Source organism: Streptomyces sp. NPDC044044, from assembly GCF_056434405.1.
Window position 1 is genome coordinate 154,756 of record NZ_JBWKFG010000005.1, and the last position, 23,945, is coordinate 178,700.

Below are 23,945 nucleotides of genomic sequence, written 5' to 3' on the forward strand. Positions count from 1 at the left end.
CGGCCACCTGGCAGGACGAGGAATGGGGGGCGGGGGATGCACCCCAGCGGAGTCCGTTACCGATCAAGGACAATTCCGGGGAAGTTCGCGGACAACTCCGAGCGGCGACCGGGGCGGGGCGGTGTGCGGGGTTAGCGTCGGCGGCATGGACGTTGATCAACGGCGTTGGCGCCAGTGCCTCCTCAGCGGGGCGGTGTTCGCCGTGTGCATGGCGGGCACCACGCTGCCGACTCCCCTCTACGGCCTCTACCAGGAGAAGTTCGGGTTCTCCGAGCTGACGGTCACCGTCGTGTACGCCGTGTACGCCTTCGCGGTCATCGGCGTGCTGCTTCTCGCGGGCAACGTCTCGGACGCCGTGGGCCGGCGTCCGGTGCTGCTGTGGGGCCTGGCGTGCGCGGCGGCGAGCGCCGTCTGTTTCCTGTGCGCCGTCGGGATGGGCTGGCTGTATGCGGGTCGGCTGCTCTCGGGCCTGTCCGCAGGGCTGTTCACCGGGGCCGCCACGGCGTACGTGATGGACAGGGCGCCGGACGTGGGCGCATCCCGGGCCACGTTCGTGGCGACGGCCGCCAACATGGGCGGCCTCGGCTGCGGTCCGCTGCTCGCCGGTGTGCTCGCGCAGTACGCCGCCTGGCCGCTGTACCTGCCGTTCGTCGTGCACCTCGCACTGGTCGCCGTCTCGGCCGTCGTCCTGCTGCGGCTTCCGGAGACGGTGCGGCAGACGCGACCGCTGAGCACGGTACGGCCGCAGCGGCCCGGGGTGCCCCCGCAGGTGCGAGCGGTGTTCGTGCCCGCGGGGATCGCCTCGTTCGTGGGGTTCGCGCTGTTCGGGGTGTTCACCTCGGTCAGCCCGGCGTTCCTCGCGGAGTCCCTGGACGTGGAGAACCACGCGGTGAGCGGGCTTGTCGTCGCGCTGGCCTTCTTCGCCTCGACCGCGGGGCAGTTGGCGACCGGCCGGGTCGGGGTGGGGCGGTCACTGCCACTGGGCTGCGCCGGACTCCTCGCCGGCCTGGCGCTGCTCGCGGGCGCGCTGCACTGGGATCTGCTGTCACTGGTGGTGCTCAGCGCGGTGGTCGGCGGGTGCGGTCAGGGTCTCGCGTTCCGCGGGGCGCTGTCGGCGGTGGCCGAGGCATCTCCCGCGGACCGGCGTGCGGCGGTGATCTCGACGCTGTTCGTGGTGGCGTACACGGGCATCTCGCTGCCGGTCATCGGGGTGGGGCTGCTGACGGGTCCGATGGGCCTTGAGGGGGCGGGGCTCGTGTTCATCGCGTGCATGGCGGTGCTGGTCTCGTCCGCGGGGGTCTATCTGCTGCGGCGGCCGGTGGGGGGAACGGCGTAGGCGGCACCCCGTCGTGCGGGGTGCCGCCTGTCGGTGCCGGGGTCTCAGACCGCCGCGGGCGACTTGGCCGGGTCGGCCGGGTCCGCGGTCGCGGCGGGGGAACCCGCGACGACCTGCTCGTGGGCGGTCGAGTCGACGTTCAGCTCGGTCAGCATCTGCTTGCTGAAGCCGAAGAAATACGTGGCGAAGAAGCCCACCACGTAGCCGACCAGCAGGCCGCCGCCGTAGATCGCGATCGTCAGGCCAAGGCCCTTGTTGCCGTCGAGGAGGGGGAACAGGGCCCAGCCCGACGGGCCGATGGCCGTGGAGCCGACCTTTTCGCCGATCATCGAGAAGAAGCCGATGAACGCGCCGCCCGCCGCGCCGCCCACGCACGCCGTGATGAAGGGGCGGCCGAGGGGGAGCGAGACGCCGTAGATCAGGGGTTCGCCCACGCCCAGGAAGCCTGCGGGGAGCGCCGACTTGATCGTCGTACGGATCGACTTGTTGTGCTTGAGGCGCTTGTAGACCGCGATCGCGCAGCCGACCTGGCCCGCGCCCGCCATCGCCAGGATGGGGAGCAGGACGGTGAAGCCCTGCTGCTCGATGAGGGTGGTGTGGATGGGGATCAGCGCCTGGTGCAGGCCCAGCATGACGAGGGGCAGGAAGAGACCGCCGAGGACCAGGCCCGCGAACGCGCCCGTGTTGTCCAGGAGCCAGTTCGCCGCCGTGCCGATGCCCGTCGAGACCTCGCCCGCCAGGAACATCAGGCCGAAGATCGTGACCAGGCCCGAGAGCAGGACCGTGATGGTGGGGGTCACCAGGACGTCGAGCGCCTCCGGGACCCACCTCCTGCACCACTTCTCGATGTAGGTCGCCAGGACCGCCGCGCCGAGTGCGCCGAGCACGCCGCCCTGGCCGGGCGACAGCTTCTGGCCGAACGCCTCGATGTTCGCGACACCCGGGAACACGATGATCGCCGCGACCGCGCCGCCCAGGATCGGCGTACCGCCGAACTCCTTCGCCGTGTTGAAGCCCACGAACACCGCGATCAGCGCCATGAACCCGGAGGCGATGGCCGCGAGCGCCGGGGTGATGCCCGGCAGCCACTCCAGGTTGATCAACAGGCCGTTGATGCCCGCGATGATGCCGCAGCCGATCAGGGCCGGGATCAGCGGCACGAAGATGTTCGCGATGCGGCGAAGGAAGAGCTTGAAGGGGGTGGAGTTCTTCGCCTTCCTCGCCGCCCTGATCTCGGCACCCTGCGCCGCCAACTCGTCGGCGGTCAGGACGTGTTCGGGGGCCGCTGCCGGCGCCTGCGACCTGCCTTCCTCCACCAGTGCCTCGAACTCCGGGGTGACACGGGCGACCGTGCCGGGGCCGAGCACGATCTGGTACGTGTCGTCCTCGACCACGCCCATCACGGCGGGCAGCGCCTTCAGGGCGTCGTCGTCGACCAGGGAGCGGTCGGCGAGGCTCAGACGCAGGCGCGTCATGCAGTGGGCGATGGAGGTGACGTTCTGGGCTCCGCCGACGAGGGGAAGGATCGCGGCGGCTGTGGCGCGGTTCTTGTCAGTTGCCATGGTGCGGGGTGCCTTGCTGTGCGTGCGGGGTGGCGCTGTTCTTCCAGCGGCTCGGGGTCAGGTGGTACGGGTGCTGGTCGTGCTGGTCGTGCTGGTCGTACGGGTCGTGCTGGTCGTGCGCGAGGTGTCGAGGGCGGCCCTGAGGTGGCCGTCCGAGGAGGCGAGCAGGTCGGCGGCCGTGGGGCCGTCGACTCCGCCGAGGATGGTGAGGATGGCGTTCTTCACCTCCCCGTCGGTGGCTGCGAGGGCCGTCTCGATCTCCTCGTCGGAGGCACCGGTGGCGAGGGAGACGATCCGTCGCGAGCGGGCGCGCAGCTTCTCGTTCGAGGCGCGTACGTCCACCATCAGGTTTCCGTAGGTCTTGCCGAGGCGGATCATGGTGATCGTCGACAGCATGTTGAGGACGAGCTTCTGGGCCGTGCCCGCCTTCAGGCGGGTGGAGCCGGTGAGGAGTTCGGGCCCGACGACGACCTCGATGCCGTGGTCGGCGGCTGCCGCGAGCCCGCTGTCCGCGTTGCAGGAGAGCCCGATGGTGAGCGCGCCCTTGCGGCGCGCGTGCTCCACCGCGCCGATCGCGTACGGGGTGCGGCCGGACGCGGAGATCCCGACGACCACGTCGTCCGCCGTGAGCCGGAGCCCGTCCAGGTCCTCGGCAGCGAACTCCTTGCTGTCCTCCGCGCCCTCGACCGCCGTGACCATGGCGCTCGGGCCGCCCGCGATGAGGCCGACGACCTCGGCCGGGTCGGTGTTGAAGGTGGGCGGGCACTCGGATGCGTCGAGCACTCCGAGGCGTCCCGCCGTGCCCGCGCCCGCGTAGATGAGCCGTCCGCCGCGGGCCATGCGCTCGGCGGTGCCGTCGATGGCGGCGGCGATCGCCGGGAGCTGCTCGGCGACGGCCGCGGACACCGTGGCGTCCTCGCCGTTCATGATCTTCGCGATCTCCAGCGTGGGCTGCCGGTCGATCTCGGAGAGCTCGGGCCGGAACGCCTCGGTGGTGAGGGTGTCCAGCTGGGCGCGGAGTTCGCCGTACGTGTCCCCGGACCCTGACCCGGATCCGCTTCCGGGGGCGGGGGAGGGGGTGGCGTCGGTCGTGGAGGTCATGAGGTGCGGCTCTTTCGTGTGCGGCGGGGGTGGCGGTCGGTCGCGGGGAGCCCTGGTCGCTGGGCGCCCTGGGGGCGGGGAGGTCAGCGGCTGCCGCCGCGCGGGCTGTGCCGGTGCGCGAGCGCTTCGTACGACGCGGCGAGGGCGGGGGCCGCCGTCTCGTACGTCCGCTGGGCGACGCCCACGAACAGGCAGTCCACGACGAGCAGCTGGCTCGTGCGGGACGACATCGCGGCGGGCCTGAGCTCGCTCTCGCGGGCGGTGGAGGTGGTCAGTATGTGATCCGCGTACTGCGATACGGGGCTGCCGGGGCGCCCGGTGATCGCGATGGTCGTCGCCCCGCGCTCGAAGGCGACGCGCAGCGGCTCGATGACGTCACCGGTGGACCCGGAGTGCGTGATCGCGATCGCCACGTCCTTGGAGCGCAGCGTGACGGCGTTCGTGACGGCCAGGTGCGGGTCGGAGTGCGCATGGGCGATGTGGCCGATGCGCAGCAGCTTCTGCGCGAGGTCCTGGGCGACGAGGCCGGAGGCGGCGACGCCGTAGATCTCGGCGCGGGGCGCGACGGCGAGCGCGGCGACGGCGGCGCCGAGCTGGACGGTGTCGAGGCCGCCCGCGGTGTCGGCGAGGGTCTGCTGCTCGTCGTACGCGAGCTTCGCCACGACGTCCGCGATCGGGTCGTCGACGGCGATGTCGGCGGTGACGGCGGGCGCGCGGCCCGACTGCTGCTGGGCGGCGAGTCCGGCGAGGGCGAGCCGAAGGTCGCGGTAGCCGGGGTAGCCGAGGAGGCGGGCGGTGCGGACCACCGTGGCCTCGCTGGTGCCGGTGAGCTCGGCGAGGCCGGTGACCGTGAGGGCGGCGCAGCCCGCGGGATCGCCGGCGACGGCTTCGGCGACGAGCTGCATGGAGCGGGTCATGGACGGCGCGAGGGTCCGCACCTTGGCCGCGAGGGCGGCCGGGGCGGGGGGCGCCGCGCCCGCGAAAATTTCCTTCACGTTGTTGGTCACGCTTGAAAGATATTTTCGGACGCGTGATGGGTCAAGAGCCCTTTGGTCCCGATCTCGGATGATCTTCTGGCCCGGTTCGGACGCGCTCCGGTCCGATCTCGGGTGGGGCTCTGGTCCGATCTCGGATGGAGCTCTGGTCCGATCTCGGATGGATCTTCGGGTGAGTTGCGTGTGGGGTGGACAATGGCTGCATGGACGCGATCGACCCCCTGGAGCAGGCGCTGCACGCCGCTCGTGCACTTGTCCTCGCCGACCTGGTGACCCGCGAGGTCGCCCAGGCCGAGGTCGTCTCGCTGGTCGAGGAGTCGGTGGCGCACCGCCGCTGGTGGGCCGAGCAGTGGCCCGAGGGCGTCGAGTACGTCGCGGGGCTCGTCGCCCAGGACGTCCAGGACGCGCTCCTGGAGCGCTACGGCCGCTGGCCGCTGTGCCCGGTCTGCGGCACGGGCGACCCGCACGCCCTGGACGTGGAACCGGAGTTGGGCCCCGACCCGCACTGGGTGTGCGGCAAGGCGGGCGTGGTGGTTGCGCCGGTGGGCGGCCTGACGTGAGGGGTCCTCGCGGGGCGCGGAAGGCCGCGGGACGGCCGCAGGGTGGCCCGGCATGACGGTCTACATCGACCCGCCGACCTGGCCTGGCCACGGCCGGATGTGGTCGCACCTGGTCAGCGACGCCTCGTACGAGGAACTGCACGCGTTCGCGGCGGGCATCGGCGCTCCCAGGCGCGCCTTCGAGCGCGACCACTACGACCTGCCCTCGCACCGCTACGACGACGCGGTGCGCGCGGGCGCGGTCGAGATCGGCTCCAAGGAGCTGGTGCGCAGGCTGACGGATGCGGGGTTGCGGAGGCCCAAGGGCAGGCCCGCCTAGGGTGAGCTGAGCCTAGGGTGAGTTGAGCCTGGGGTGAGTTGAGCCCTGGGCGACCCTAGGGTGACCCGCATGATCACGATTCACCTGAAGTACGAGATCGATCCCGACCGCATCGACGACTTCGAGGAGTACGGCCGCCGCTGGGTCGTCCTGGTCAACCGCTTCGGCGGCGACCACCACGGCTACTTCCTGCCCAGCGAGGGCGACAGCGACATAGCGTACGCCCTCTTCTCCTTCCCGAGCTTCGCCGCGTACGAGCGGTACCGCACCGACAGCGCGACCGACGCCGAGTGCCAGGAGGCCATCGAGCTCGCTCGCCGGACGGGGTGCATCCGGCGCTACGAGCGGCGGTTCCTAAGGCCCCTGGAGTGAGGGGGCCTGAGCTTGGGGGGTGGCTTCGGCTTGGGCTTCGGTTACGGCGTGGGCTTCGGTTTCGGCGTGGGCTTGGGCCTCGGTTTCGACTGAAGAGGTCGTGACCACGCGGCTGGGTGTCCTGCGGTGCAGCCGCAGGGAGACGGTGACCGCCGCGATCGCGATCGCCGTCATGGCCGCGCCCGCCCATGCCGTGGAGGCGTACCCCAGCTCGAGGTCGATCACCGTGCCGCCGAGCCAGGGGCCGCCGGTGTTGCCCAGGTTGAACGCGGCCGTGGTGGTCGCGCCCGCGAGGGTGGGCGCGGCGCCCGCGACGTTGAACATGCGGGCGTTGAGGGCCGGGGCGGTGTAGAAGGCGGAGACGCCGAGGAGGAACGAGAGGGAGATCGCCACGGCCGCCGTGCCGGAGAAGAGGGCGAGGGCCACGAGGAAGACCGTCGACGCCGCGATGCCGCTCAGGAGGACGCCGAAGAGGTGCGCGTCCGCGATGCGGCCGCCGATCGCCGTGCCGAGGAGCGCGCCCGCGCCGAAGAGGCCGAGGACGGTCGGGACCCAGCCCTTGTCGAGGCCTGCGACGTCCGTCAGGAGCGGGGAGAGGTACGAGAACGCGCAGAAGACGCCGCCCGCGGCGAGCGCGGTGATCGCGATGGAGAGCCAGACCTGGCGGTCGCGGTAGATGGAGAGCTCTTGCTTCAGGCGGGGCTTTTCGGCGGGGAGAGGGATGCGGGGGATGAGGGTGAGTACGCCGACGAGGGCGATGGCGGAGGCGGCACCGACCGCCCAGAAGGCGGACCGCCAGCCGAAGTTGTCGCCGAGGAACGCGCCTGCGGGTACGCCGAGGACGTTCGCGATGGACAGTCCGCCGATCATCACCGCCATGGCGCGGGCGCGCTGGTTGACCGGCACCATCGCGATGGCGACGGCCGCGCCGACCGCCCAGAACCCGGCGCAGGCGAACGCGCTGACGACGCGGGAGGCGAAGAGGATCTCGTAGGTGGGCGCGAGGGCACCGGCGACCTGGCCCAGGCCGAAGACGGTGATGAGGGTGATGAGGGTCGTACGGCGGGGGAGGCGGAGGGTCGCCACGGCGAGGAGGGGGGCGCCGACGACCATGCCGATGGCGAAGGCGGAGATGAGGAGGCCGGCGCGGGGGATGGAGACGTCCATGTCGTCCGCGATGGGGGGCAGGAGCCCCGAGAGCATGAACTCGCTCGTACCGAGGGCGAAGACGGCCAGGCCGAGGATGTAGACGGCTATGGGCATGCGGGTCGCTGGCCGGGGGGCCTTGGGGGCGGGGGCCTTTGGGTCAGGTGTCGGCATAACGTGGTGAACGCTTGGGGTGGGGCTGGCATTCCTGGGCCGGTGGTGCGGCACCGGTTGGCGGGCTGCGGGTCTGGTCCGTGGGTGGGGGAGTGCTGGGAGCCGTGCTCCGGGTGGACATGCTGGCCCGTCCCCTTGGGTGCGTGGCCGTCTGCGGGTGCGTGGGGCTGCTGCGGTGCTGCTCCGTCTTTGGGTGCGGGGCCGTGCCGGTATGTCCGTCCTCGCTATCGTCCGGTGGCCGCGGGGTTGCTTCGCTGCTGGAGTGTCGGGAGCCGTGCTCCGGGCGGACATACCGCCACGTCCCCTCGCGTGCGCTCCCGGCTACCGGGCAACGGCCGGGAGGGCGGAACGCTGGTCCGTGCAGGGTCGGCTGCGGGCTCACGGCCGGGTGGGCGGGAAGGCTGGTCCGTCCAGGGTCGGCTGCGGGCTCACGGCCGGGTGGGCGGGAAAGCTGGTTCGTGCAGGGTCGGCTGCGGGCTCACGGGCGGGAAAGGCTGGTTCGTGCAGGGTCGGATGCGGGATCACGGGCGGGAAAGGCTGGTCCGTCCAGGGTCGGCTGCGGGCTCACGGGCGGGTGGGCGGGAAAGGTTTGTTCGTGCAGGGTCGGATGCGGGATCACGGGTGGGTGGGCGGGAAAGGTTTGTTCGTCCAGGGGTGGATGCGGGGTGATCGGGTGGGAAGGGGCCGGCGCGGAGCGGCGGTTCAGGCTCGGCGCAGGTACGCCTGGAGGTCCTCGCGGTCAGAGGCACGGACGTACCCCGCCCGGAGGGCCACCCGCTGCGAGGCCGTGTTCTCGGGCTCGACCACGGCCAGGAGCGCCGTCACCCCGGGCCGGGCCAGAGCCAGCCCGGAGAGGGAGTCCAGAGCCGCCGAGGCATAACCTCGGCCCCGCGCCGCAGGCACCAGGTCATAGCCGACCTCCGCCACACCCTCCTCGTCCGGCGGCCCATGGAACCCCATCCCGCCGACGGCGACCTCGTCCTCCGCGCGGACCAGCGCGAACATCCCCCACTCGGGCCGGTGGACCCCGGACGCGTACGCCTTCGTCACCATCTCCGCAGCCGTCCGCGTCCCGTCGAAGGGCCCGCCCTCGATCCACGTCAGACCACCCGTGCCGCCCGCGGCGAGATCGGCCGCCGCCGCGGGGGACACCTCCCGCAGGACGATCCGCCCCGCGGGAATCGACAGGGAGTTGTGCCAGCGCCAGCGCTCCCGCTTCGGGCGCCCCGCCAGAGTGCCGCGGCCCGTGGCCCAGAGCAGCGTCGCCCACTGGTCCGCGGGCGTACGCGCGGGCGTGACCTCCGGGAAGAGCCAGGCGAGCACCGCCTCGCAGAGCGCGGCAGGCGGCTCCGCCTCGACGCCGAGCGCCTGCGCGATGTCGTACGTGTGGAGCAGCATCTCCGCGACGCCCATCGCCGCGAAGCCCACCGCGTCCGCGCTGCCTGAGGGGTAGGGGTGGTAGCCCCTGACCCCGGGCGGAGTGGTCCGCACCACCGCCGAGAGCAGGCCGCCCGTCGACTCGATGACGCTGACCGCGTCCTTGGGGCCCGAGCCCTCGTCGAAGGAGATCTCGAAGGGGACCCACCCGTCCGTCGCCCGGCCCGTCAGCTGCCCCGCGTACGAGACGAGATCGCACGCCATGTGCTCGGCCGTCTCCAGGCAGCTCCAGTCGAGGCCGCCCGCCTTGGCGCTCCAGTCGAGCCCGACCGCCGTACGCAGCACCTTCGCCGCGTGTGCCACGGCCTCGTCCAGCTGGTCCCCACCCATGGAAAGCATGGGCCGAGCGTACGGGAGCGTCAGGCGCCGAGCAGGTCCATTTCCGTCGCCAGGTTCGCGCGCGCGGGGCCCTCCCACTCGGCCGTGCCGTGCGGGGTGCGGAACAGTCGCGGCAGGGCGAGGAGTTGGCGGAGCACCGCCGCCCGGCCCGCGCGGAAGTCCTCGTCCGGCACGAAGGCGTACTCCTCGCGGACGGCGGCGGCGTACGCCGCGTACGCGTCCGGGGCCGCGGCCAGGATCGCCAGGTCGGCGTCGCACAGCGCCTCGCCGTTGTGGTCGCCGTCGGCGGGGTCGTGAGTGACGGTGAGACGGACGAGGCGGGCCACCTCGGCCGTGGCCCCGGGCGCCAACCCGGCCTCGTGGAGGGCGCGTTCGGCGAGGCGGGCGCTGCGCTCCTCGTTCTCGGAGCGGTCCGGCGCGTACACCGCGTCGTGGAACCAGGCCGCGAGCCGCACGAGATCGGGGTCGTCCGCGTGCTCTTCCAGTACGTCGATGTGGTCGAGGACCGCCGTCAGGTGGGCGGTGGTGTGGTACCGCCGCTGCGGCTCGGCCCAGCGTGCGAGCAGGTTGTCCGCGTAGGGCGCGGGGTCGGGGGCGCCGTCGCTCGCGCGGAGCAGGGTCGCTTGCCAGCGGGCGCGGAGTTCCTTGTCGTCGTTGTCGTTGTCGGCCATGGGGTGACTCTAGATGCCGCTATACCCCTTGGGGGTATGGCGTGGATGTTGCGCCGTTGCCATGTGCGGCAGTGCGCGATTGGCTGCCGACATGACGACCACGAGGACTGACGAGACGTACGACCCCGAGCGCCCGGAGCGCCTCCTGCGCACCGAACGCGACGCCCTGATACCGCTGTTGAGGGAAGCCGACGACTCCGCGTTCGACATCAGGACCTGTTGTCCCGGCTGGACGGTGCGGCATGTGCTCGCGCATTGCGGCTCCGCGCTGATGCGGGTGGTCGAGAACCGCTTCGAGGAGGGTGTGTACTCGCCGGAGTCCAACGACCGCGACATCGCCGAGCGCGCCGACTGGTCCAACTCCCGTGTGGTGGACGAGCTGGAGCGGGGGATGACGGAGGCGGGCGCGATCATGGCCCGCGCGAAGGGGCGCATGGACGGGATCGCGCTCGGCGAGTGGGTGCACGCGGGCGATGTCCGCGCGGCGTGGGGGAGGCCGGGGGCCTACGGAGGTGCGGGGCTCCCGGACGCGCTGGTGCTGCTCGCGGAGCGCAGCAGGGTGGTGAAAGCGGTGCCGCTGCACGCGGACATCGACGGCCGCGACGAGCCACTGCTCCTGGGTACGCCCGGCGGCACCAACCCCCCGGCCCGCTACATCGGCGACGCCCCGACCCTGATCCGCCTCTACGCGGGGCGCCCGCTGACGGGGACACGCTATGAACTGGCGGGCGCGAGGGAGAGCGAGCTGTCCACGATCTTCAGCTGAAGCCGAGCACCCTGGGCGGGGGTCGGCGGGGGCCCGGTCCGCCCCCGCCCAGGCCTAGTGCCCGTGCTCGCCGGACTCGGAGGCGCCGTCGTGCTCCGACGCGGGTTCGCCCGCGCTGCCCGCCGTCACGGTGAACGCCGCCGTCCGCACCTTCCCCTCGTGCTTGAAGTCCAGGAACAGGCGGTACGACCCGGGGCTCGGAGCCGTCGCCGCGAAGGAGACGCCCGGCCCCGGCTTCGTCCTGCCGTCGCCCGGTTCGCCGGTGGGGTGCACGTGGAGGTAGGCCAGGTCGCCGGAGCGCAGGGCGACCAGGTGGCCGTACGAACCGAGGTAGGGCTGGAGGTCGGTGACCGGCTTGCCGTTCTTCGCCACGTTCAGGGTCAGGTCGGCGGACTTCCCCGGCTTCAGCTCGCCGTCGAGGCTCACCTCGTAGCCGTCGACCGAGGCCTTCGCGCTGCGCTCGGGGAGGCCCTTCGGCTCGTACTTCCCCGCCACCGCGAGATCGGCCCCCAGTGTCAGGCCCTCCTTCGCGCCCTCGGGCTTGAAGTCGGCGAAGACGCGGTAGCCGCCCGCCTCCGGGAGCTCGACCGGCGTCGACCAGGTGCCGTCCGCCGCGCGGGTCGGGTGCAGGTGGCGGTAGGTCGTCAGGTCGCGTGAGGCGACGATGAGGTGCAGTTCCTTGTCGTGCTCCGTCTCGTACGCCGTGACGTTCTTGCCCCGGCCGTCCTTGCCTGCGCCGTCCTTGACCACCGCGAACCGCAGCTCCTCGCGCTTCTCGGCGTCGACGCGCGAGGTCTTCAGGTCGAGCGTGTAGCCGCGCTCGGAGATCTGCAGGCCGCCGGGCACGGCGTCCGCGTGCCCGGTGCCGGTCTCCGTCCCTCCTGGCTTCTCCTTCTCGCCCGTGTGCCCGCCGTGCTCGCTCGCGGGCTTCTTCTCCGCGGTCACGGGGTCGACGCCCTGGCCCACGCCGTACGCGGTGCCGAAGGTCGCGGCGACGGCTGCGGCGAAGGCGGTGATCTTCAGTCCGGTGTTCATGACGACTCCCATGAGGCGAAGGGGCGGGAGAGGCGACCGGTGCGAGCGGTCTCTCCTTACGCCTCCGAAGATACCCCCCTAGGGTATGAAGTCAAGCCCGGGGCCCCTCTTGCGCTCGGTACCCCCCAGGGGTATATATGGATCTCGTCACCGGTACCCGCCCCAGGTATCCATCCGCCCACGACATGAGGAGCCCGCAGACATGTCCACCACACCCGGCACCCCAGAGGTGGCCTCCACCGCCGAAGTAGAGCTCGCCATCGGTGGCATGACCTGCGCCTCGTGCGCCGCCCGTATCGAGAAGAAGCTCAACCGCATGGACGGCGTCGAGGCGACCGTCAACTACGCCACCGAGAAGGCCAAGGTCAGCTACCGCGGCCAGGACATCGCCGTACAGGACCTGATCGCCACCGTCGAGGCCACCGGCTACACCGCGCAGGAGCCCGCCCCGGCCCGCGCCGAGGAGTCGGACCCGGGCGACGACGAGCGGCGGGCCGACGACGAACTGCGGCCCCTGCGCGAGCGGTTGATCACGGCGGTCCTGCTCTCCGTGCCCGTCGTCGCGATGGCGATGATCCCGGCCCTGCAGTTCGAGTACTGGCAGTGGCTCTCGCTGACCCTCGCCGCGCCGGTCGTGACGTACGCGGCCTGGCCCTTCCACAAGGCCGCTTTCACGAACGCGCGGCACGGCGCGGCGACGATGGACACGCTGATCTCGGTCGGCACGTCGGCCGCGTTCATCTGGTCGCTGTGGGCGCTGTTCCTCGGCACGGCCGGCACGCCCGGCATGACGCACCCCTTCGAGCTGACCATCTCCCGCACGGACGGCGCCGGGAACATCTACCTGGAGGCCGCGGCGGGCGTCACCGCCTTCATCCTGGCCGGGCGGTACTTCGAGGCACGCTCCAAGCGCAAGGCGGGTGCGGCCCTGAAGGCGCTGCTCCAGCTGGGCGCCAAGGACGTCACGGTCCTACGGGACGGAGGGCGTGAAGAGACCATCCCTGTGGGCGACTTGAAGGTCGGCGACCGTTTCCTCGTCCGGCCCGGCGAGAAGATCGCCACCGACGGCAAGGTCGTCGAGGGCGCGTCCGCCGTCGACGCCTCCATGCTCACCGGCGAGTCCGTGCCGGTCGAGGTCGCCAAGGGCGACGCGGTCACCGGGGCCACCCTGAACGTGGGCGGACGCCTGGTCGTCGAAGCCACCCGTGTCGGCGCGGACACCCAACTGGCCAGGATGGCCAAGCTCGTCGAGGACGCGCAGAACGGCAAGGCGGCGGCCCAGCGCCTCGCCGACAAGATCTCGGCCGTCTTCGTGCCGGTCGTCATCGCCCTGGCCGTCGCCACCCTCGGCTTCTGGCTCGGCAACGGCTCCGGCCTGACGGCCGCCTTCACCGCCGCGGTCGCCGTACTGATCATCGCCTGCCCCTGCGCCCTGGGCCTCGCGACGCCGACCGCGCTCATGGTCGGCACCGGACGCGGCGCCCAGCTCGGCATCCTGATCAAGGGCCCGGAGGTCCTGGAGACGACCCGCAAGGTCGACACGATCGTCCTGGACAAGACCGGCACCGTCACCACGGGCAAGATGACGCTGCTCGCCACGCACGTCGCGGACGGCACCACCGAGGCCGAAGTCCTGCGCCTCGCAGGGGCGTTGGAGCACTCCTCGGAGCACCCCATCGCCCAGGCGGTGGCCACCGGCGCGGCCGGGCAGGTCGGCACGCTCCCCGTCCCCGAGGACTTCGCGAACGTGGCGGGCCTGGGCGTCCAGGGCATCGTCGAGGGGCACGCGGTCCTGGTCGGCCGCGAGGCGCTGCTCGCGGAGTGGGCCATCGGCCTCCCCGTGGAGCTGGAGCGCGCGAAGGCCAAGGCCGAGGCGGCGGGACGTACGGCCATCGCGGTCGCCTGGGACGGCGAGGCCCGCGCGGTCCTGGAGGTGGCGGACGCGGTCAAGGACACGAGCCCGGAGGCGATCCGCCGCCTCCGTGACCTCGGCCTCACGCCCATCCTCCTGACCGGCGACAACAAGGCGGTCGCGGCATCGGTGGCGGCCGAGGTCGGCATCGCCGCGCAGGACGTGATCGCGGAGGTCATGCCGCAGGACAAGGTGGACGTCGTCAAGCGCCTCCAGTCGGAGGGCCGCAGCGTGGCCATGGTCGGCGACGGTGTGAACGACGCGGCGGCGCTTGCCCAGGCCGACCTGGGTCTTGCGATGGGCACGGGCACGGACGCCGCGATCGAGGCGGGCGACCTGACGCTCGTACGAGGAGACCTGCGGGCGGCGGCGGACGCCATCCGCCTCTCCCGCCGCACCCTGGGCACGATCAAGTCGAACCTGTTCTGGGCCTTCGCCTACAACGTGGGCGCGCTGCCGCTGGCCGCCGCGGGCCTCCTGAACCCGATGATCGCGGGCGCCGCGATGGCCTTCTCCTCGGTCTTCGTGGTCGGCAACAGCCTGCGCCTGAGGGGGTTCAAGCCGCTGAGCTGAACGCCGAGGGGCCGCTTGCCCGAACCTGCGGCAAGGCCGACGTGTACATGTCTCTACGATCACCCCGGTGCGCTTGGGTCGCGCCGGGGTGATCTGCGCGTAGGCTGGGTAATTGGACTAGACCTATGTGCGGCGGCTTCGGAGACTTCTGCGATGCCCGCCCCCGCGGCCCCGGACCCGAAGGAAGACATCCATGAGCAAGCGTGCAGTCCTGGAGGTGATCGCCCTCGACGCCGAGGACGCCGTCGCCGCCCAGGCCGGAGGCGCCGACCGCCTCGAGCTGGTCACCGACATGGCCGCGGACGGCCTGACCCCGTCCCGCGAGACCTTTGCCGAGATCCGCGCCGCCGTGGACATCTCCCTGCGCGTGATGCTGCGCCTGGCGGACGGCTTCGCCGCGGGCGACGTGGCCGATCTCGTACGCCGTGCGCGCGAGCTCAGGAGCGCGGGCGCCGACGAGTTCGTACTCGGCTTCCTCGACGAGACGGGCGGCCCCGACCTGGCCGCGGTCGAGTCGGTGGTGGGCGCGCTCGACGGCTGCCGCTGGACGTTCCACCGGGCCGTCGACCGGACCCCCGACCGCGACGCCCTGCGCAAGCAGCTCGCGGACCTGCCGGGACTCGACACCTACCTCACCGCGGGCGCGGCGACGGGCGTGGACGACGGCCTGCCCACGCTGCTCGCCGAGGCGGCACGGTCCGGCGAACCGGGCTACGAGCAGCAGATCCTGGTCGGCGGCGGCCTCCGCCTCGACCACCTCCCGCGGCTCAAGGCCGCCGGAGTCGACGCGTTCCACATCGGCGGGGCATCGCGGCCGCACGGCTGGACGGCACCGGTCTCCGCCGAGGCCGTCGCTCAGTGGCGGACAGCGGTGGACGCCTGATCTCGTCCCGCGGGCCGCTTGATCGTATTCTCCGCGGGACGCGATACAACCGGGCTCACGGGGAGAGAACTTCATGACGACACCAGCAGAAAAGGCGCGTCCCGCGGAGCGGATGCTCGCGGCCGGGGCGCTGCCCGTGGCCGCGACGCTGCTCACCGGGACGGTGGCGCTCTACATCACGCTCGTCGCGTTCGGGAACATCACCGATTTCGACAGCAACCAACAGTTCGTCCGCCATGTCCTCGCGATGGACACCACCTTCAAGGACGACGACCTGATGTGGCGCGCGGTGGGATCCACCGCGCTCCAGGACGCCGCGTACGTCGGGATCATCGTCTGGGAGACCCTGGCCGCGCTGGTCCTCCTCACGGCGACGGCCCTGTGGGCCGGTGCCCTGCGCCGCCCGCAGGGACTGCGCAGAGCCCAACGGGTCGGCACCATAGGCCTGTTGATGCTCCTCGTCCTGTTCGGGGCGGGGTTCATCGGGATCGGCGGCGAATGGTTCGCCATGTGGCAGTCGGAGGACTGGAACGGCCTGGACGCGGCCACGCGGGTCGTGACACTCGCGGGCCTCGTGCTCGTCGTCACGCACCTGCCGTCCGCCGGCGCCCCGGCGGACGGGTCCAAGGCAAGCGAGTGACCCGCGCCCCGCTCGCCTAGCGGGCGAGGGCGAGCTGCTCGGGAAGTGCGGCCGAGTGCACGACGGTGAGTCCGGAGACGGCACGGGTCAGGGCGACGTAGAGCCGCCTGAGCCCGGTCCGCTCGTCGGGCTCGCCGTCGACGACGGCCGCGGGTTCGTCGAGCACCACATAGTCGTACTCAAGTCCCTTGGCGAGGGAGGCGGGCACGAGGGTGAGCCGGGTGTCGGGGGTGGTCTCCGCACCGGGCGAGAGGTACGTCATCCCGGCGGCGTCGAGGGCTTCGGCGAGCGCGGGTACGCGCGCGTCGGCGGCGATCAGCCCGATGGACCCCTCCTGCCGCAGCGAATCGACGCAGGCTTCGAGGGAGGCGGCGTCGAGGTCCTCCACGGGCCGCACCACGAGTGAACCCGCCGACTCACGAACGGACTTGACCTCGGCGAGGCCGGGGGCGATGGAGGGGAGCAGCCGGGAGGCGAACGCGATCACCTCCCGAGGCACACGGAACCCCGCGGTGAGCTCCTCCACCACGGCGTCGCCCTTCCCCAGATGGCCGAGGGCCTGCTCCCAACTGCGGGTGGCCCAAGGGGTGGTGCCCTGTGCGAGATCGCCGAGCACGGTGGCGGATCCGGTGGTGCAGCGGCGCCCGACGGCGCGGTACTGCATCGGGGAGAGGTCCTGCGCCTCGTCCAGGACGACATGCCCGAGGGAGTGCGTCCGGGCGACGAGATCGCTCGCCTCGTCGATCAACACCGCATCCGCGGCGGACCACTTGACGGCCTTCAGGCTCCGCGCGGGCTTGGCCCAGACGATGAGCTTCTGCTCGTCGGCGTCGAGGATCCCCTCCGCGTGCACGGCGAGGAAATCGGCATCGGAGAGCAGCCGCAGCACGAGCTTGGCGGGATCGACGGGCGGCCACACGGCCTTGACGGCGGCCTTCACGGCGGCGTTGCGGGCGACGGCATCCTGCACGCGGTCGTCCGGGGCCTCTCCGGCCTGCTCCATGCGGACGAGCACGGCGTGGGCGATGCGCTGAGGCAGGGCGTCGCGGGCGGCCCCGTACCGAATGTCGCGGGCGAGCAACTCCCCGACGATCTCTTCGAGTTCGTAGGCGGGAACGCGCCAGCGCCGGGATCCGCGCACGACGACGACGGGCTCGGTCGGCATGCTCACATGGGAGCGAAGGGCCTTGCGCAGGACGGCGGCCATGCGGGCGTCGCCCTTGATGACGGCGGCGGGTGCGTCGTCGACGCCACGCACCTCCACATGGGCGACGAGGTCGTCGACGGTGGCCTGCTTGACCTCCAACTCGCCCAGAGCGGGGAGGACTTGCTCGATGTAGTGCAGGAAGGACTTGTTGGGCCCGATGACAAGGGTCCCGGTCCGGGCGAGGCGCTCGCGGTGGGCGTAGAGCAGATAGGCGACACGGTGCAGCCCGACGGCGGTCTTCCCGGTCCCGGGCCCGCCCTGGACACAGACGGACCCTCCGAGCCCGCTCCGCACGATCTCGTCCTGCTCGGGCTGGATGGTGGCGACGATGTCGCGCATGGGTCCGACGCGGGGCCGCTCGATCTCCTGCTGGAGCAGCTTGCTCGTCTGCTCCTTCTCGTCGGCGTCGCTGAGGTGTTCGTCCTCGTACGCGGTGAGGTCACCGCCGGTGTATCCGAACCGCCGCCGCAGGCCGATGTCCATCGGCGCCTTCTTGGAGGCGCGGTAGAAGGGCTGCGAGACGGGGGCGCGCCAGTCGATGACCATCGGATCGCCGTCGGCGTCGTGGACGTGCCGCCGCCCGATGTAGAACTGCTCGCCCTCGGCGCCTTCGGCCTGATCGGCGCCGGGGGTGTGGAGGTAGTCGAGCCGACCGAAGAAGAGGGGGGTGTGGGACAGATCGGCGAGGGACTTGATCCGGTCGTCGATCTGGCTCTGCAGGACGGCGGCGTTGACCCAGTTCGCGGTGACGTCGCGGATGTCGAGCGCCTCGGCGTCCTCGCGCATGGCTCGGAGGGCCGAGCGGGACGCGGAGAGGTGGTTCCGCTCTCGGGAGAGCGGGTCGGGCTGGGCGTGCACGGGGTGCCTCCGGCGGGGTGCGGGATCGGGGGCCGGCCGGTTGCCGTCCGGTCGGCGCGGGCGCGTTGCACGCGGGCAGACCGGGCATTTTATGCCCCCCTGCGTGGCGGGGCCACCGAATTCCTCCCGGGGGGGGCGGGGGTCTCCGGTGCTGTCCTTGGCGGACGGGCCTCTCCCGCCCGCCCACCCGTTGACCCGCATCCGATCCTTGACGAACAGGCCTTTCCCGCCCACCCACCCGATTGCCCCGGGTGAGATCCACTAGGGTCGCCGCGTGAAGGCACCCACTGTGAGCAAGCTGTCGCGGTACGTGAGCAACCCCGCGTCGGCCGCCGCCCTCCTCGCAGTTTCCCTCGCCGCCCTCGCCACCCTCTGCGTGGCCCAGGGCCTCCCCATGGCCGACACCCTCGTCTACCGGGCCGAAGGCGCCGCCGTCGTCGAGGGGAGCGATCTCTACGGGTTCACCGTCACCGAGTGGGACCTTCCGGCCACCTATCCGCCCTTCGCCGCCATCCTCTTCGTACCCACCACCTGGCTCCCCCTCCCCGCCCTCAAGCTCACCTTCCTCATCGGCAACGTCGCCCTCCTCGCCCTCCTCGTCCACCTCTCCTGCCGCCTCGCCGGTCTCCCCACCCGCCTCCCCGCCCTCCTCGCAGGCACCGCCCTCGCCCTCTGGTTCGAGCCCGTCTTCCAGACCCTGCTCTTCGGGCAGATCAACCTCGCCCTCGCCTGCCTGATCCTCTGGGACCTCACCAGGCCCCCCGGCGCCGTCGGCAAGGGCTTCGCGATCGGTGTCGCCGCCGGGATCAAGCTGACCCCGGCCGTCTTCATCGCGTACCTCTTCCTCACCAGGCGCGTACGCGAAGGGCTCACCGCCACCGCCGCCCTCACCGGGACCCTCGCGCTCGGCGCGCTCGTACTCCCCGCCGCCAGCCTCGACTTCTGGACCCACCGGATCTTCGAGACGGGCCGTGTGGGCAAGGCGTGGATCGTCGACAACCAGTCGCTCCAGGGGCTCGTCGCCCGCGTGACCCACGACCCGCACCCGGGGCTCCTGTGGGCCGTCCCCGCCGCCCTCACCGCCGCCACCGGCCTGTGGCTGGCCTCCCGGGCGCACCAGTCGTCCGGGGCGCACCGGCCGTCTCGGGCACACCGGTCGCCCCGGACATCCGGCGAAGCCCGCGGCGTTCTCCTGGCGGCCGCCACCGCGCTGCTCGTCTCGCCCATCAGCTGGTCCCACCACTGGATCTGGTGCGTCCCGCTCCTGGCCCTGCTCATGGCGGAGGGCCGCCCCCGCCTGACCGCGGCGGTGGCGACCCTCTTCACGGCCCGCACCCTGTGGCTGATCCCGCACCAGGGCGACCTGGACCTACGACTCCCTCACTGGCAACAGCCCTTGGCGTCGCCCTACACCCTGCTGGCCCTCGTGATCATCGCCGTGCTCAGCTGTCGGCAAGCAGCTCGTCCGCGTCCACGATCCGGTACGCGTACCCCTGCTCCGCCAGGAACCGCTGCCGATGCGCCGCGAAGTCCTGGTCGATGGTGTCCCGGGCCACGACGGAGTAGAAGCGGGCCTCATGACCGTCGGCCTTCGGACGCAGCACCCGACCGAGCCGCTGTGCCTCCTCCTGCCGGGAGCCGAACGTCCCGGACACCTGGATCGCGACCGTAGCCTCGGGCAGGTCGATCGAGAAGTTCGCGACCTTCGAGACGACGAGGACGGAGATCTCGCCCTCCCGGAACGCGCCGAACAGCTTCTCGCGCTGCGCGTTCGTCGTCTCGCCCTTGATGACCGGCGCGTCCAGGTGCTCGCCCAGCTCGTCCAGCTGGTCGATGTACTGCCCGATGACCAGGGTCTGCTCACCGGCGTGCTTCTTGACCAGCGCCTCCGTCACCTTCCGCTTCGTGGCGGTGGTGGCGCAGAAGCGGTACTTCTCCTCGGCCTCGGCCGTCGCGTACGCGAGGCGCTCCGAGTCCGTCAGATTGACCCGCACCTCGACACAGTCGGCGGGCGCGATGTATCCCTGCGCCTCGATCTCCTTCCACGGAGCGTCGAACCGCTTGGGGCCGATGAGGGAGAAGACGTCCGACTCGCGGCCGTCCTCGCGGACCAGCGTGGCCGTCAGGCCGAGCCGCCGCCTGGCCTGGAGGTCGGCGGTGAACTTGAAGACGGGGGCGGGCAGCAGGTGCACCTCGTCGTAGATGACCAGACCCCAGTCCCGGGAGTCGAAGAGCTCCAGGTGCGGATAGACACCCTTCCGCTTCGTCGTCAGGACCTGGTACGTCGCGATGGTGACGGGCCGGATCTCCTTGCGGGTCCCGCTGTACTCGCCGATCTCTTCCTCGGTCAGCGAGGTCCGCTTGATCAGCTCGTGCTTCCACTGCCGTGCGGAGACCGTGTTGGTCACCAGGATCAGCGTGGTCGCCTTGGCCTCGGCCATCGCCCCGGCGCCCACCAGCGTCTTGCCCGCGCCGCAGGGCAGCACGACCACACCGCTGCCGCCGTGCCAGAACCCCTCGACCGCCTGCTTCTGATACGGCCGCAGCGCCCAGCCGTCCTCCGCGAGCTCGATCCGGTGCGCCTCGCCGTCGACGTAACCGGCGAGGTCCTCGGCGGGCCACCCCAGCTTCAGGAGGGTCTGCTTGACCTGTCCGCGCTCGGAGGGATGGACGACGACGGTGTCCGCGTCCACCCGCTCGCCGACGAGCGGCTGCACCTTCTTGGACCGCAGGATCTCTTCGAGGACCGGCCGGTCGGTGGTGGTCAGGACAAGGCCGTGCGTGGGGTGCTTGGAGAGCGTGAGCCTGCCGTAGCGCGCCATCGTCTCGGCGATGTCCACGAGCAGCGCGTGCGGCACGGGATAGCGGGAGAACTCCACAAGGGCGTCCACGACCTGCTCGGCGTCGTGCCCGGCGGCACGGGCGTTCCACAGGCCGAGCGGCGTCACGCGGTAGGTGTGGATGTGCTCGGGGGCACGCTCCAGCTCCGCGAAGGGCGCGATGACTCGGCGGCAGGCGTCGGCCTGCTCGTGGTCGACCTCGAGCAGGAGAGTCTTGTCCGACTGGACGATCAGGGGACCATTCACGCGCGCACCCTTTCGGTAAGCCAAACGTCCAGTGTGCCGCATGGCGCGTGAATACGTTCCGGCCTCAGGTGGCGGCCGGGGCGCTGCGCTCAGTCGTCCGCCAGTTCCGCGACCCCCGTGACCCGGTGCAGGGGGTACGTGCGGACCTCGTCCGCCGTGTGGTCGTACGCCGTGACGAAGCCGCCCTCCACCCGGATCGGGGCGATCACGCGCTGGCTCGCGGAGCCCTCCGCGTTGACGTAGCCGATCCATACCGCCTCGCCCGTCAGGACCGCGGCCTGCATCGTGGCGAGGGTCTCCGACGCCGTCGTGCGGGGCAGCGAGTCGCCCGTCTCCGGGGCCGCCTTGCGGGGCGCCGTCGAGGCCAGGTCGCCCGCGCGGATGGCGCGTACGGCCGCGCCGATCAGCGTGGCGTCGGCCAGCGGAGGGCCGTCGTGGACCGGCTCGGGCGCGGTGCGGGGCGGCGAGCGGTGGGCGTGCGCCCGGGTGATCAGTACGTCGCCCTCGGCACTCTCCGCGGCGGGCGCGAAGCCCATCGAGCGCAGGCCTTCGAGGAGCGCGCCGGGGTCGGCCTGCGCGGCGAGCACGGTCGGCGCGAGGCGGCGCAGGCGCAGGTTCTGGGAGCGCTTGTCGGCGAGGATCTCGTTCAGGAGCGCCTCGTCGTCGCAGCGCACGTACGCGGATGCGGCGCCGATCCGCAGGTGGCCGTGTTTACGGGCCACGTCGTCGATGAGGTAGGCGAGCGGCTGCGGAACCGGCGTACGGGAGTGCGCGGCCAGGAAGGCGTGCAGGTCGGAGGCGGCCTTGCCCGCGTCGAGCGCGCGCCGCACGGAGCCGGGCGTGAACCGGTAGACCGTCGCGCCGCCCTTCGACTCGACGTCGGCGAGCACGGCGAGCGTCTCGGCCAGCGGGCGCTCCAGGGGGCCGGGGGCCACGGCCGTGAGGTCGGCCTGCAGCAGGACGTGGTCGAGCGGCTCGGGGAGCAGGGGGGCGAGGAGGCGGGCGGCTCTCGCTCCGGAGAGGGCGAGTTCGGCGGGGGAGGGGGGTGCGGGGTGGGTTGCGGGGGTGGTGTGGGTGGGCTGAGTGGTGTGGGTGGCTGCTGTCTGCCGCGTGGCACCCTCCTCCTCGCTCTCGGAGCCGAGCAGCGCACGGCCGTGCGCGGACAGTGCCCCGCGGCCCGTGATCCCGAGCAACTCCGCCTCGTTCAGCGTCCATTGGGCGATGCGGGCCCGCAGCTCCATGGGTGCGTTGCCGGCCGGAGCGTGGGTGGACACGCCGCCGGCGGACGCGCCGCCCCCGGCCGAGCCGCGCGGCGGGCGCTCCCATCGCAGGCGCGCGAGGATCGACTCGGGCGTCGGGCTCGCGCCGTCCGGCAGGGTGGTGAGGAGCGTGAGCACCCGGTGCCTGATCTCCGGCGCCGATGAGCGGTCCAGGTGCGGGCCGAGCGCCGACAGTGTGCGGTCCTTGCCGTCACGGCCGCCGATGAGGCCCGCCGTGCGGGTCGCCGTCAGCCAGGCCGTGGCGAGGACCGACCAGCGCTCGGGGGCGGGCAGTTCCTGCCAGTCGTCGTACGCGGGTGTCGCCGCGTACCGCTCGTCCGCGTCGCCGTCCGGCGCCACGAGGCCCGCCGCGTAGGCCAGTTCGACCCAGAACGCCGCCACCGGCTCCGGTACGTCGAGGGCCACCGCCGTCCGCTTCAGGTCGCGCACGCTGAGGCCGCCCGCGCGCAGCACGGTGGGGCCGCCCTCGTCCCAGTCCTTCAGGAGCTCCTCGACCGTGTCGAGCGCCATGTACGCCTGGCTCGCCGCCGCGGCGTCCACAGCCTGTGGACGGTGTTCGCGCAGCGGCTCGACGGCCGGGGGTGCCGGTTCGATGAGCCGGTGCGCGCGGCCCGCGCGCAGGTGCAGGGCGGCTTCGCGGGGGAGTACGACGGTGCCGGGGGACGTGGGGAGCAGGAGCCCCCGGTCCAGGAGCCAGCGCAGGTGGCGGGCCGGGTCGGCGGTGACCTGGCCGTAGGGCGGGCCCCAGACGAGCCGCGAGAGCACTTCGACGGACTCGGCGGGGGCTTCGTCGAGCAGCGCGGACATCCGCGTGCGGTCCGCGAAGAGCTCGGTGAGCGACTTGACCGCCGAGACCGCGTCGTGGGTGGAGGGGAGCCCGGCCGCCGCCACGATGTCCTGCATACGGTTCGGCGACATGCCCGCGGTGGCTTCGGCGACGGTGGGGCCGAGGCCGGTGGGGGAGGGGTACTGCGGGGCGGGGGCGAGGAGTTCGCGTGCGGTGCGGACCAGGCGGATGCGGTCTTCGGCGCCCCAGGTGAGGGCTTGCTCGCGGAGGGTGGCGAGGGCGCGGCCTAGGGCGGCGTCGACGCTGGAGCCGCCGTGCTGGTCGCCGTGCTGGCCGCCTTGCTGGTCGCTCTGCTGCTCACTCTGCTGGCCGCCGTGCTCGTCCCCGGCGACGAGTGCGTGCAGTTCTTCGTACGTGGCCGGTTCCGGGGCCACGGCGAGCGCCTCGGCGACCTGCTGGGCGAACCGGTCGAGCCGCTCCAGGGCGCGGACGACGGAGGCGCGGGTCGCTGCGCGCGTGGCGAGCTGGGTGAGGTCGTTCGGGACCGGCGTGAGCAGATCGGGCCGGGCGCGGAGCAGCGCGCCGAGGGACGCGTCGTCGCGGGACCGGAGTGCCTCGGCGAGGGACCGGGGTGTGTCCGCTGGGCGCTGGGGCTGCTCGTCGGTGCTCATCAGGGTCACGGTAGCGGGTTGGGGTGCGGTGCCGGGCGTTCCTGGCGGTGGTCCGGGCGTGGGGCGGGGTGCGGCACCGGTTGGCGGGCTGCGGGTCTGGTCCGTCGGTGGGGGAGTGCTGGGAACCGTGCTCCGGGTGGACATGCTGGCCCGTCCCCTCGGGTGCGTGGCCGTCTGCGGGTGCGTGTGGGCTGCGGGTCTGGTCTGTCGGTGGGTGCGGGGCCGTGCCGGTAGG

18 protein-coding genes and 1 pseudogene are annotated in these 23,945 nt (G+C 72.3%); 9 read left to right on the plus strand and 10 right to left on the minus strand.

The genetic code is table 11. The annotated features are described in order from the left end of the window. Positions 1 to 145: 145 nt before the first annotated feature. Positions 146 to 1,336 (plus strand): MFS transporter, encoded by a 1,191-nt coding sequence (locus AC07AG_RS20340; protein WP_478756453.1) that lies wholly within the window; start codon positions 146 to 148, stop codon positions 1,334 to 1,336. 44 nt (positions 1,337 to 1,380) lie between these two features. Here AC07AG_RS20340 and AC07AG_RS20345 read toward each other — a convergent pair whose 3' ends face one another. The 3 genes from AC07AG_RS20345 to AC07AG_RS20355 form a co-directional block, all read right to left on the minus strand. Further along, the gene (locus tag AC07AG_RS20345; RefSeq protein WP_478756454.1) at positions 1,381 to 2,898 is read right to left on the minus strand and encodes a PTS transporter subunit EIIC; all 1,518 of its coding nucleotides are present in this window, start codon (positions 2,896 to 2,898) and stop codon (positions 1,381 to 1,383) included. Between the two features lie 57 nt (positions 2,899 to 2,955). After that, positions 2,956 to 3,999: an N-acetylmuramic acid 6-phosphate etherase gene (gene murQ / locus AC07AG_RS20350; protein WP_478756455.1), complete on the minus strand. Its 1,044-nt coding sequence runs from the start codon at positions 3,997 to 3,999 to the stop codon at positions 2,956 to 2,958. Between the two features lie 83 nt (positions 4,000 to 4,082). Continuing rightward, positions 4,083 to 5,006, minus strand: coding sequence for a MurR/RpiR family transcriptional regulator (locus AC07AG_RS20355; protein WP_478756456.1), 924 nt, complete (start codon positions 5,004 to 5,006; stop codon positions 4,083 to 4,085). Between the two features lie 191 nt (positions 5,007 to 5,197). Between AC07AG_RS20355 and AC07AG_RS20360 the strand changes: the two genes are divergently transcribed. From AC07AG_RS20360 to AC07AG_RS20370, 3 genes are all read left to right on the plus strand, one after another. Further along, a complete protein-coding gene (locus tag AC07AG_RS20360) occupies positions 5,198 to 5,554 on the plus strand; it encodes a hypothetical protein (RefSeq protein WP_478756457.1) in 357 nt (118 codons plus the stop codon). A 52-nt stretch (positions 5,555 to 5,606) separates the two neighbouring features. Continuing rightward, positions 5,607 to 5,873, plus strand: coding sequence for a DUF4031 domain-containing protein (locus AC07AG_RS20365; RefSeq protein ID WP_478756458.1), 267 nt, complete (start codon positions 5,607 to 5,609; stop codon positions 5,871 to 5,873). 69 nt (positions 5,874 to 5,942) lie between these two features. Beyond that, on the plus strand, positions 5,943 to 6,245 hold the full coding sequence (locus AC07AG_RS20370; protein WP_478756459.1) for an NIPSNAP family protein: 303 nt from the start codon (positions 5,943 to 5,945) through the stop codon (positions 6,243 to 6,245). Here the strand turns inward: AC07AG_RS20370 and AC07AG_RS20375 are convergent. From AC07AG_RS20375 to AC07AG_RS20385, 3 genes are all read right to left on the minus strand, one after another. Beyond that, a complete protein-coding gene (locus AC07AG_RS20375; RefSeq protein WP_478756460.1) occupies positions 6,228 to 7,508 on the minus strand; it encodes a Cmx/CmrA family chloramphenicol efflux MFS transporter in 1,281 nt (426 codons plus the stop codon). The two genes, AC07AG_RS20370 and AC07AG_RS20375, sit on opposite strands and share 18 nt — an antisense overlap. Before the next feature lie 759 nt (positions 7,509 to 8,267). Further along, a complete protein-coding gene (locus AC07AG_RS20380) occupies positions 8,268 to 9,332 on the minus strand; it encodes a GNAT family N-acetyltransferase (protein WP_478757042.1) in 1,065 nt (354 codons plus the stop codon). A 29-nt stretch (positions 9,333 to 9,361) separates the two neighbouring features. Then, positions 9,362 to 10,012, minus strand: a complete 651-nt coding sequence (locus tag AC07AG_RS20385; protein WP_478756461.1) for an HD domain-containing protein — start codon at positions 10,010 to 10,012, stop codon at positions 9,362 to 9,364. Between the two features lie 91 nt (positions 10,013 to 10,103). On the opposite strand from AC07AG_RS20385, the gene AC07AG_RS20390 reads away from it, so the two are divergent. Further along, positions 10,104 to 10,778: a maleylpyruvate isomerase family mycothiol-dependent enzyme gene (locus tag AC07AG_RS20390; protein WP_478756462.1), complete on the plus strand. Its 675-nt coding sequence runs from the start codon at positions 10,104 to 10,106 to the stop codon at positions 10,776 to 10,778. A gap of 54 nt (positions 10,779 to 10,832) precedes the next feature. Here AC07AG_RS20390 and AC07AG_RS20395 read toward each other — a convergent pair whose 3' ends face one another. Beyond that, positions 10,833 to 11,813, minus strand: coding sequence for a hypothetical protein (locus AC07AG_RS20395; protein ID WP_478756463.1), 981 nt, complete (start codon positions 11,811 to 11,813; stop codon positions 10,833 to 10,835). A gap of 202 nt (positions 11,814 to 12,015) precedes the next feature. Here AC07AG_RS20395 and AC07AG_RS20400 point away from each other — a divergent pair, with 202 nt between their 5' ends. From AC07AG_RS20400 to AC07AG_RS20410, 3 genes are all read left to right on the plus strand, one after another. Further along, on the plus strand, positions 12,016 to 14,298 hold the full coding sequence (locus AC07AG_RS20400; RefSeq protein WP_478756464.1) for a heavy metal translocating P-type ATPase: 2,283 nt from the start codon (positions 12,016 to 12,018) through the stop codon (positions 14,296 to 14,298). Between the two features lie 193 nt (positions 14,299 to 14,491). Next, positions 14,492 to 15,181: a copper homeostasis protein CutC gene (locus tag AC07AG_RS20405; protein WP_478756465.1), complete on the plus strand. Its 690-nt coding sequence runs from the start codon at positions 14,492 to 14,494 to the stop codon at positions 15,179 to 15,181. Positions 15,182 to 15,254: 73 nt separating this feature from the next. Further along, positions 15,255 to 15,821 carry a DUF2165 domain-containing protein gene (locus AC07AG_RS20410; protein WP_478756466.1) on the plus strand — a complete coding sequence of 189 codons (567 nt, stop codon included), beginning with the start codon at positions 15,255 to 15,257 and terminating at the stop codon, positions 15,819 to 15,821. 16 nt (positions 15,822 to 15,837) lie between these two features. Here AC07AG_RS20410 and AC07AG_RS20415 read toward each other — a convergent pair whose 3' ends face one another. Further along, positions 15,838 to 17,886 (minus strand): HelD family protein, encoded by a 2,049-nt coding sequence (locus AC07AG_RS20415; protein ID WP_478756467.1) that lies wholly within the window; start codon positions 17,884 to 17,886, stop codon positions 15,838 to 15,840. A 394-nt stretch (positions 17,887 to 18,280) separates the two neighbouring features. Between AC07AG_RS20415 and AC07AG_RS20420 the strand changes: the two are divergent. Next, positions 18,281 to 19,408, plus strand: a pseudogene (locus tag AC07AG_RS20420) (glycosyltransferase 87 family protein); the annotation flags it as partial. Here AC07AG_RS20420 and AC07AG_RS20425 read toward each other — a convergent pair. Further along, complete coding sequence (locus tag AC07AG_RS20425) at positions 19,329 to 20,972, minus strand: DNA repair helicase XPB (protein ID WP_478756468.1); 1,644 nt, start codon at positions 20,970 to 20,972, stop codon at positions 19,329 to 19,331. The pseudogene AC07AG_RS20420 and the gene AC07AG_RS20425 sit on opposite strands and share 80 nt — an antisense overlap. Positions 20,973 to 21,061: 89 nt before the next feature. Next, on the minus strand, positions 21,062 to 23,710 hold the full coding sequence (locus AC07AG_RS20430; RefSeq protein ID WP_478756469.1) for a helicase-associated domain-containing protein: 2,649 nt from the start codon (positions 23,708 to 23,710) through the stop codon (positions 21,062 to 21,064). Between the last annotated feature and the right edge of the window lie 235 nt (positions 23,711 to 23,945).

Excerpts from the sequence above, each read along its gene's own strand:
- AC07AG_RS20340 (WP_478756453.1), top strand. The coding sequence starts at position 146 with ATGGACGTTGATCAACGGCGTTGGCGCCAGTGCCTCCTCAGCGGGGCG.
- AC07AG_RS20345 (WP_478756454.1), bottom strand. The coding sequence starts at position 2,898 with ATGGCAACTGACAAGAACCGCGCCACAGCCGCCGCGATCCTTCCCCTC.
- murQ (WP_478756455.1), bottom strand. The coding sequence starts at position 3,999 with ATGACCTCCACGACCGACGCCACCCCCTCCCCCGCCCCCGGAAGCGGA.
- AC07AG_RS20360 (WP_478756457.1), top strand. The coding sequence starts at position 5,198 with ATGGACGCGATCGACCCCCTGGAGCAGGCGCTGCACGCCGCTCGTGCA.
- AC07AG_RS20365 (WP_478756458.1), top strand. The coding sequence starts at position 5,607 with ATGACGGTCTACATCGACCCGCCGACCTGGCCTGGCCACGGCCGGATG.
- AC07AG_RS20370 (WP_478756459.1), top strand. The coding sequence starts at position 5,943 with ATGATCACGATTCACCTGAAGTACGAGATCGATCCCGACCGCATCGAC.
- AC07AG_RS20375 (WP_478756460.1), bottom strand. The coding sequence starts at position 7,508 with ATGCCCATAGCCGTCTACATCCTCGGCCTGGCCGTCTTCGCCCTCGGT.
- AC07AG_RS20380 (WP_478757042.1), bottom strand. The coding sequence starts at position 9,332 with ATGGGTGGGGACCAGCTGGACGAGGCCGTGGCACACGCGGCGAAGGTG.
- AC07AG_RS20385 (WP_478756461.1), bottom strand. The coding sequence starts at position 10,012 with ATGGCCGACAACGACAACGACGACAAGGAACTCCGCGCCCGCTGGCAA.
- AC07AG_RS20390 (WP_478756462.1), top strand. The coding sequence starts at position 10,104 with ATGACGACCACGAGGACTGACGAGACGTACGACCCCGAGCGCCCGGAG.
- AC07AG_RS20395 (WP_478756463.1), bottom strand. The coding sequence starts at position 11,813 with ATGAACACCGGACTGAAGATCACCGCCTTCGCCGCAGCCGTCGCCGCG.
- AC07AG_RS20400 (WP_478756464.1), top strand. The coding sequence starts at position 12,016 with ATGTCCACCACACCCGGCACCCCAGAGGTGGCCTCCACCGCCGAAGTA.
- AC07AG_RS20405 (WP_478756465.1), top strand. The coding sequence starts at position 14,492 with ATGAGCAAGCGTGCAGTCCTGGAGGTGATCGCCCTCGACGCCGAGGAC.
- AC07AG_RS20410 (WP_478756466.1), top strand. The coding sequence starts at position 15,255 with ATGACGACACCAGCAGAAAAGGCGCGTCCCGCGGAGCGGATGCTCGCG.
- AC07AG_RS20430 (WP_478756469.1), bottom strand. The coding sequence starts at position 23,710 with ATGAGCACCGACGAGCAGCCCCAGCGCCCAGCGGACACACCCCGGTCC.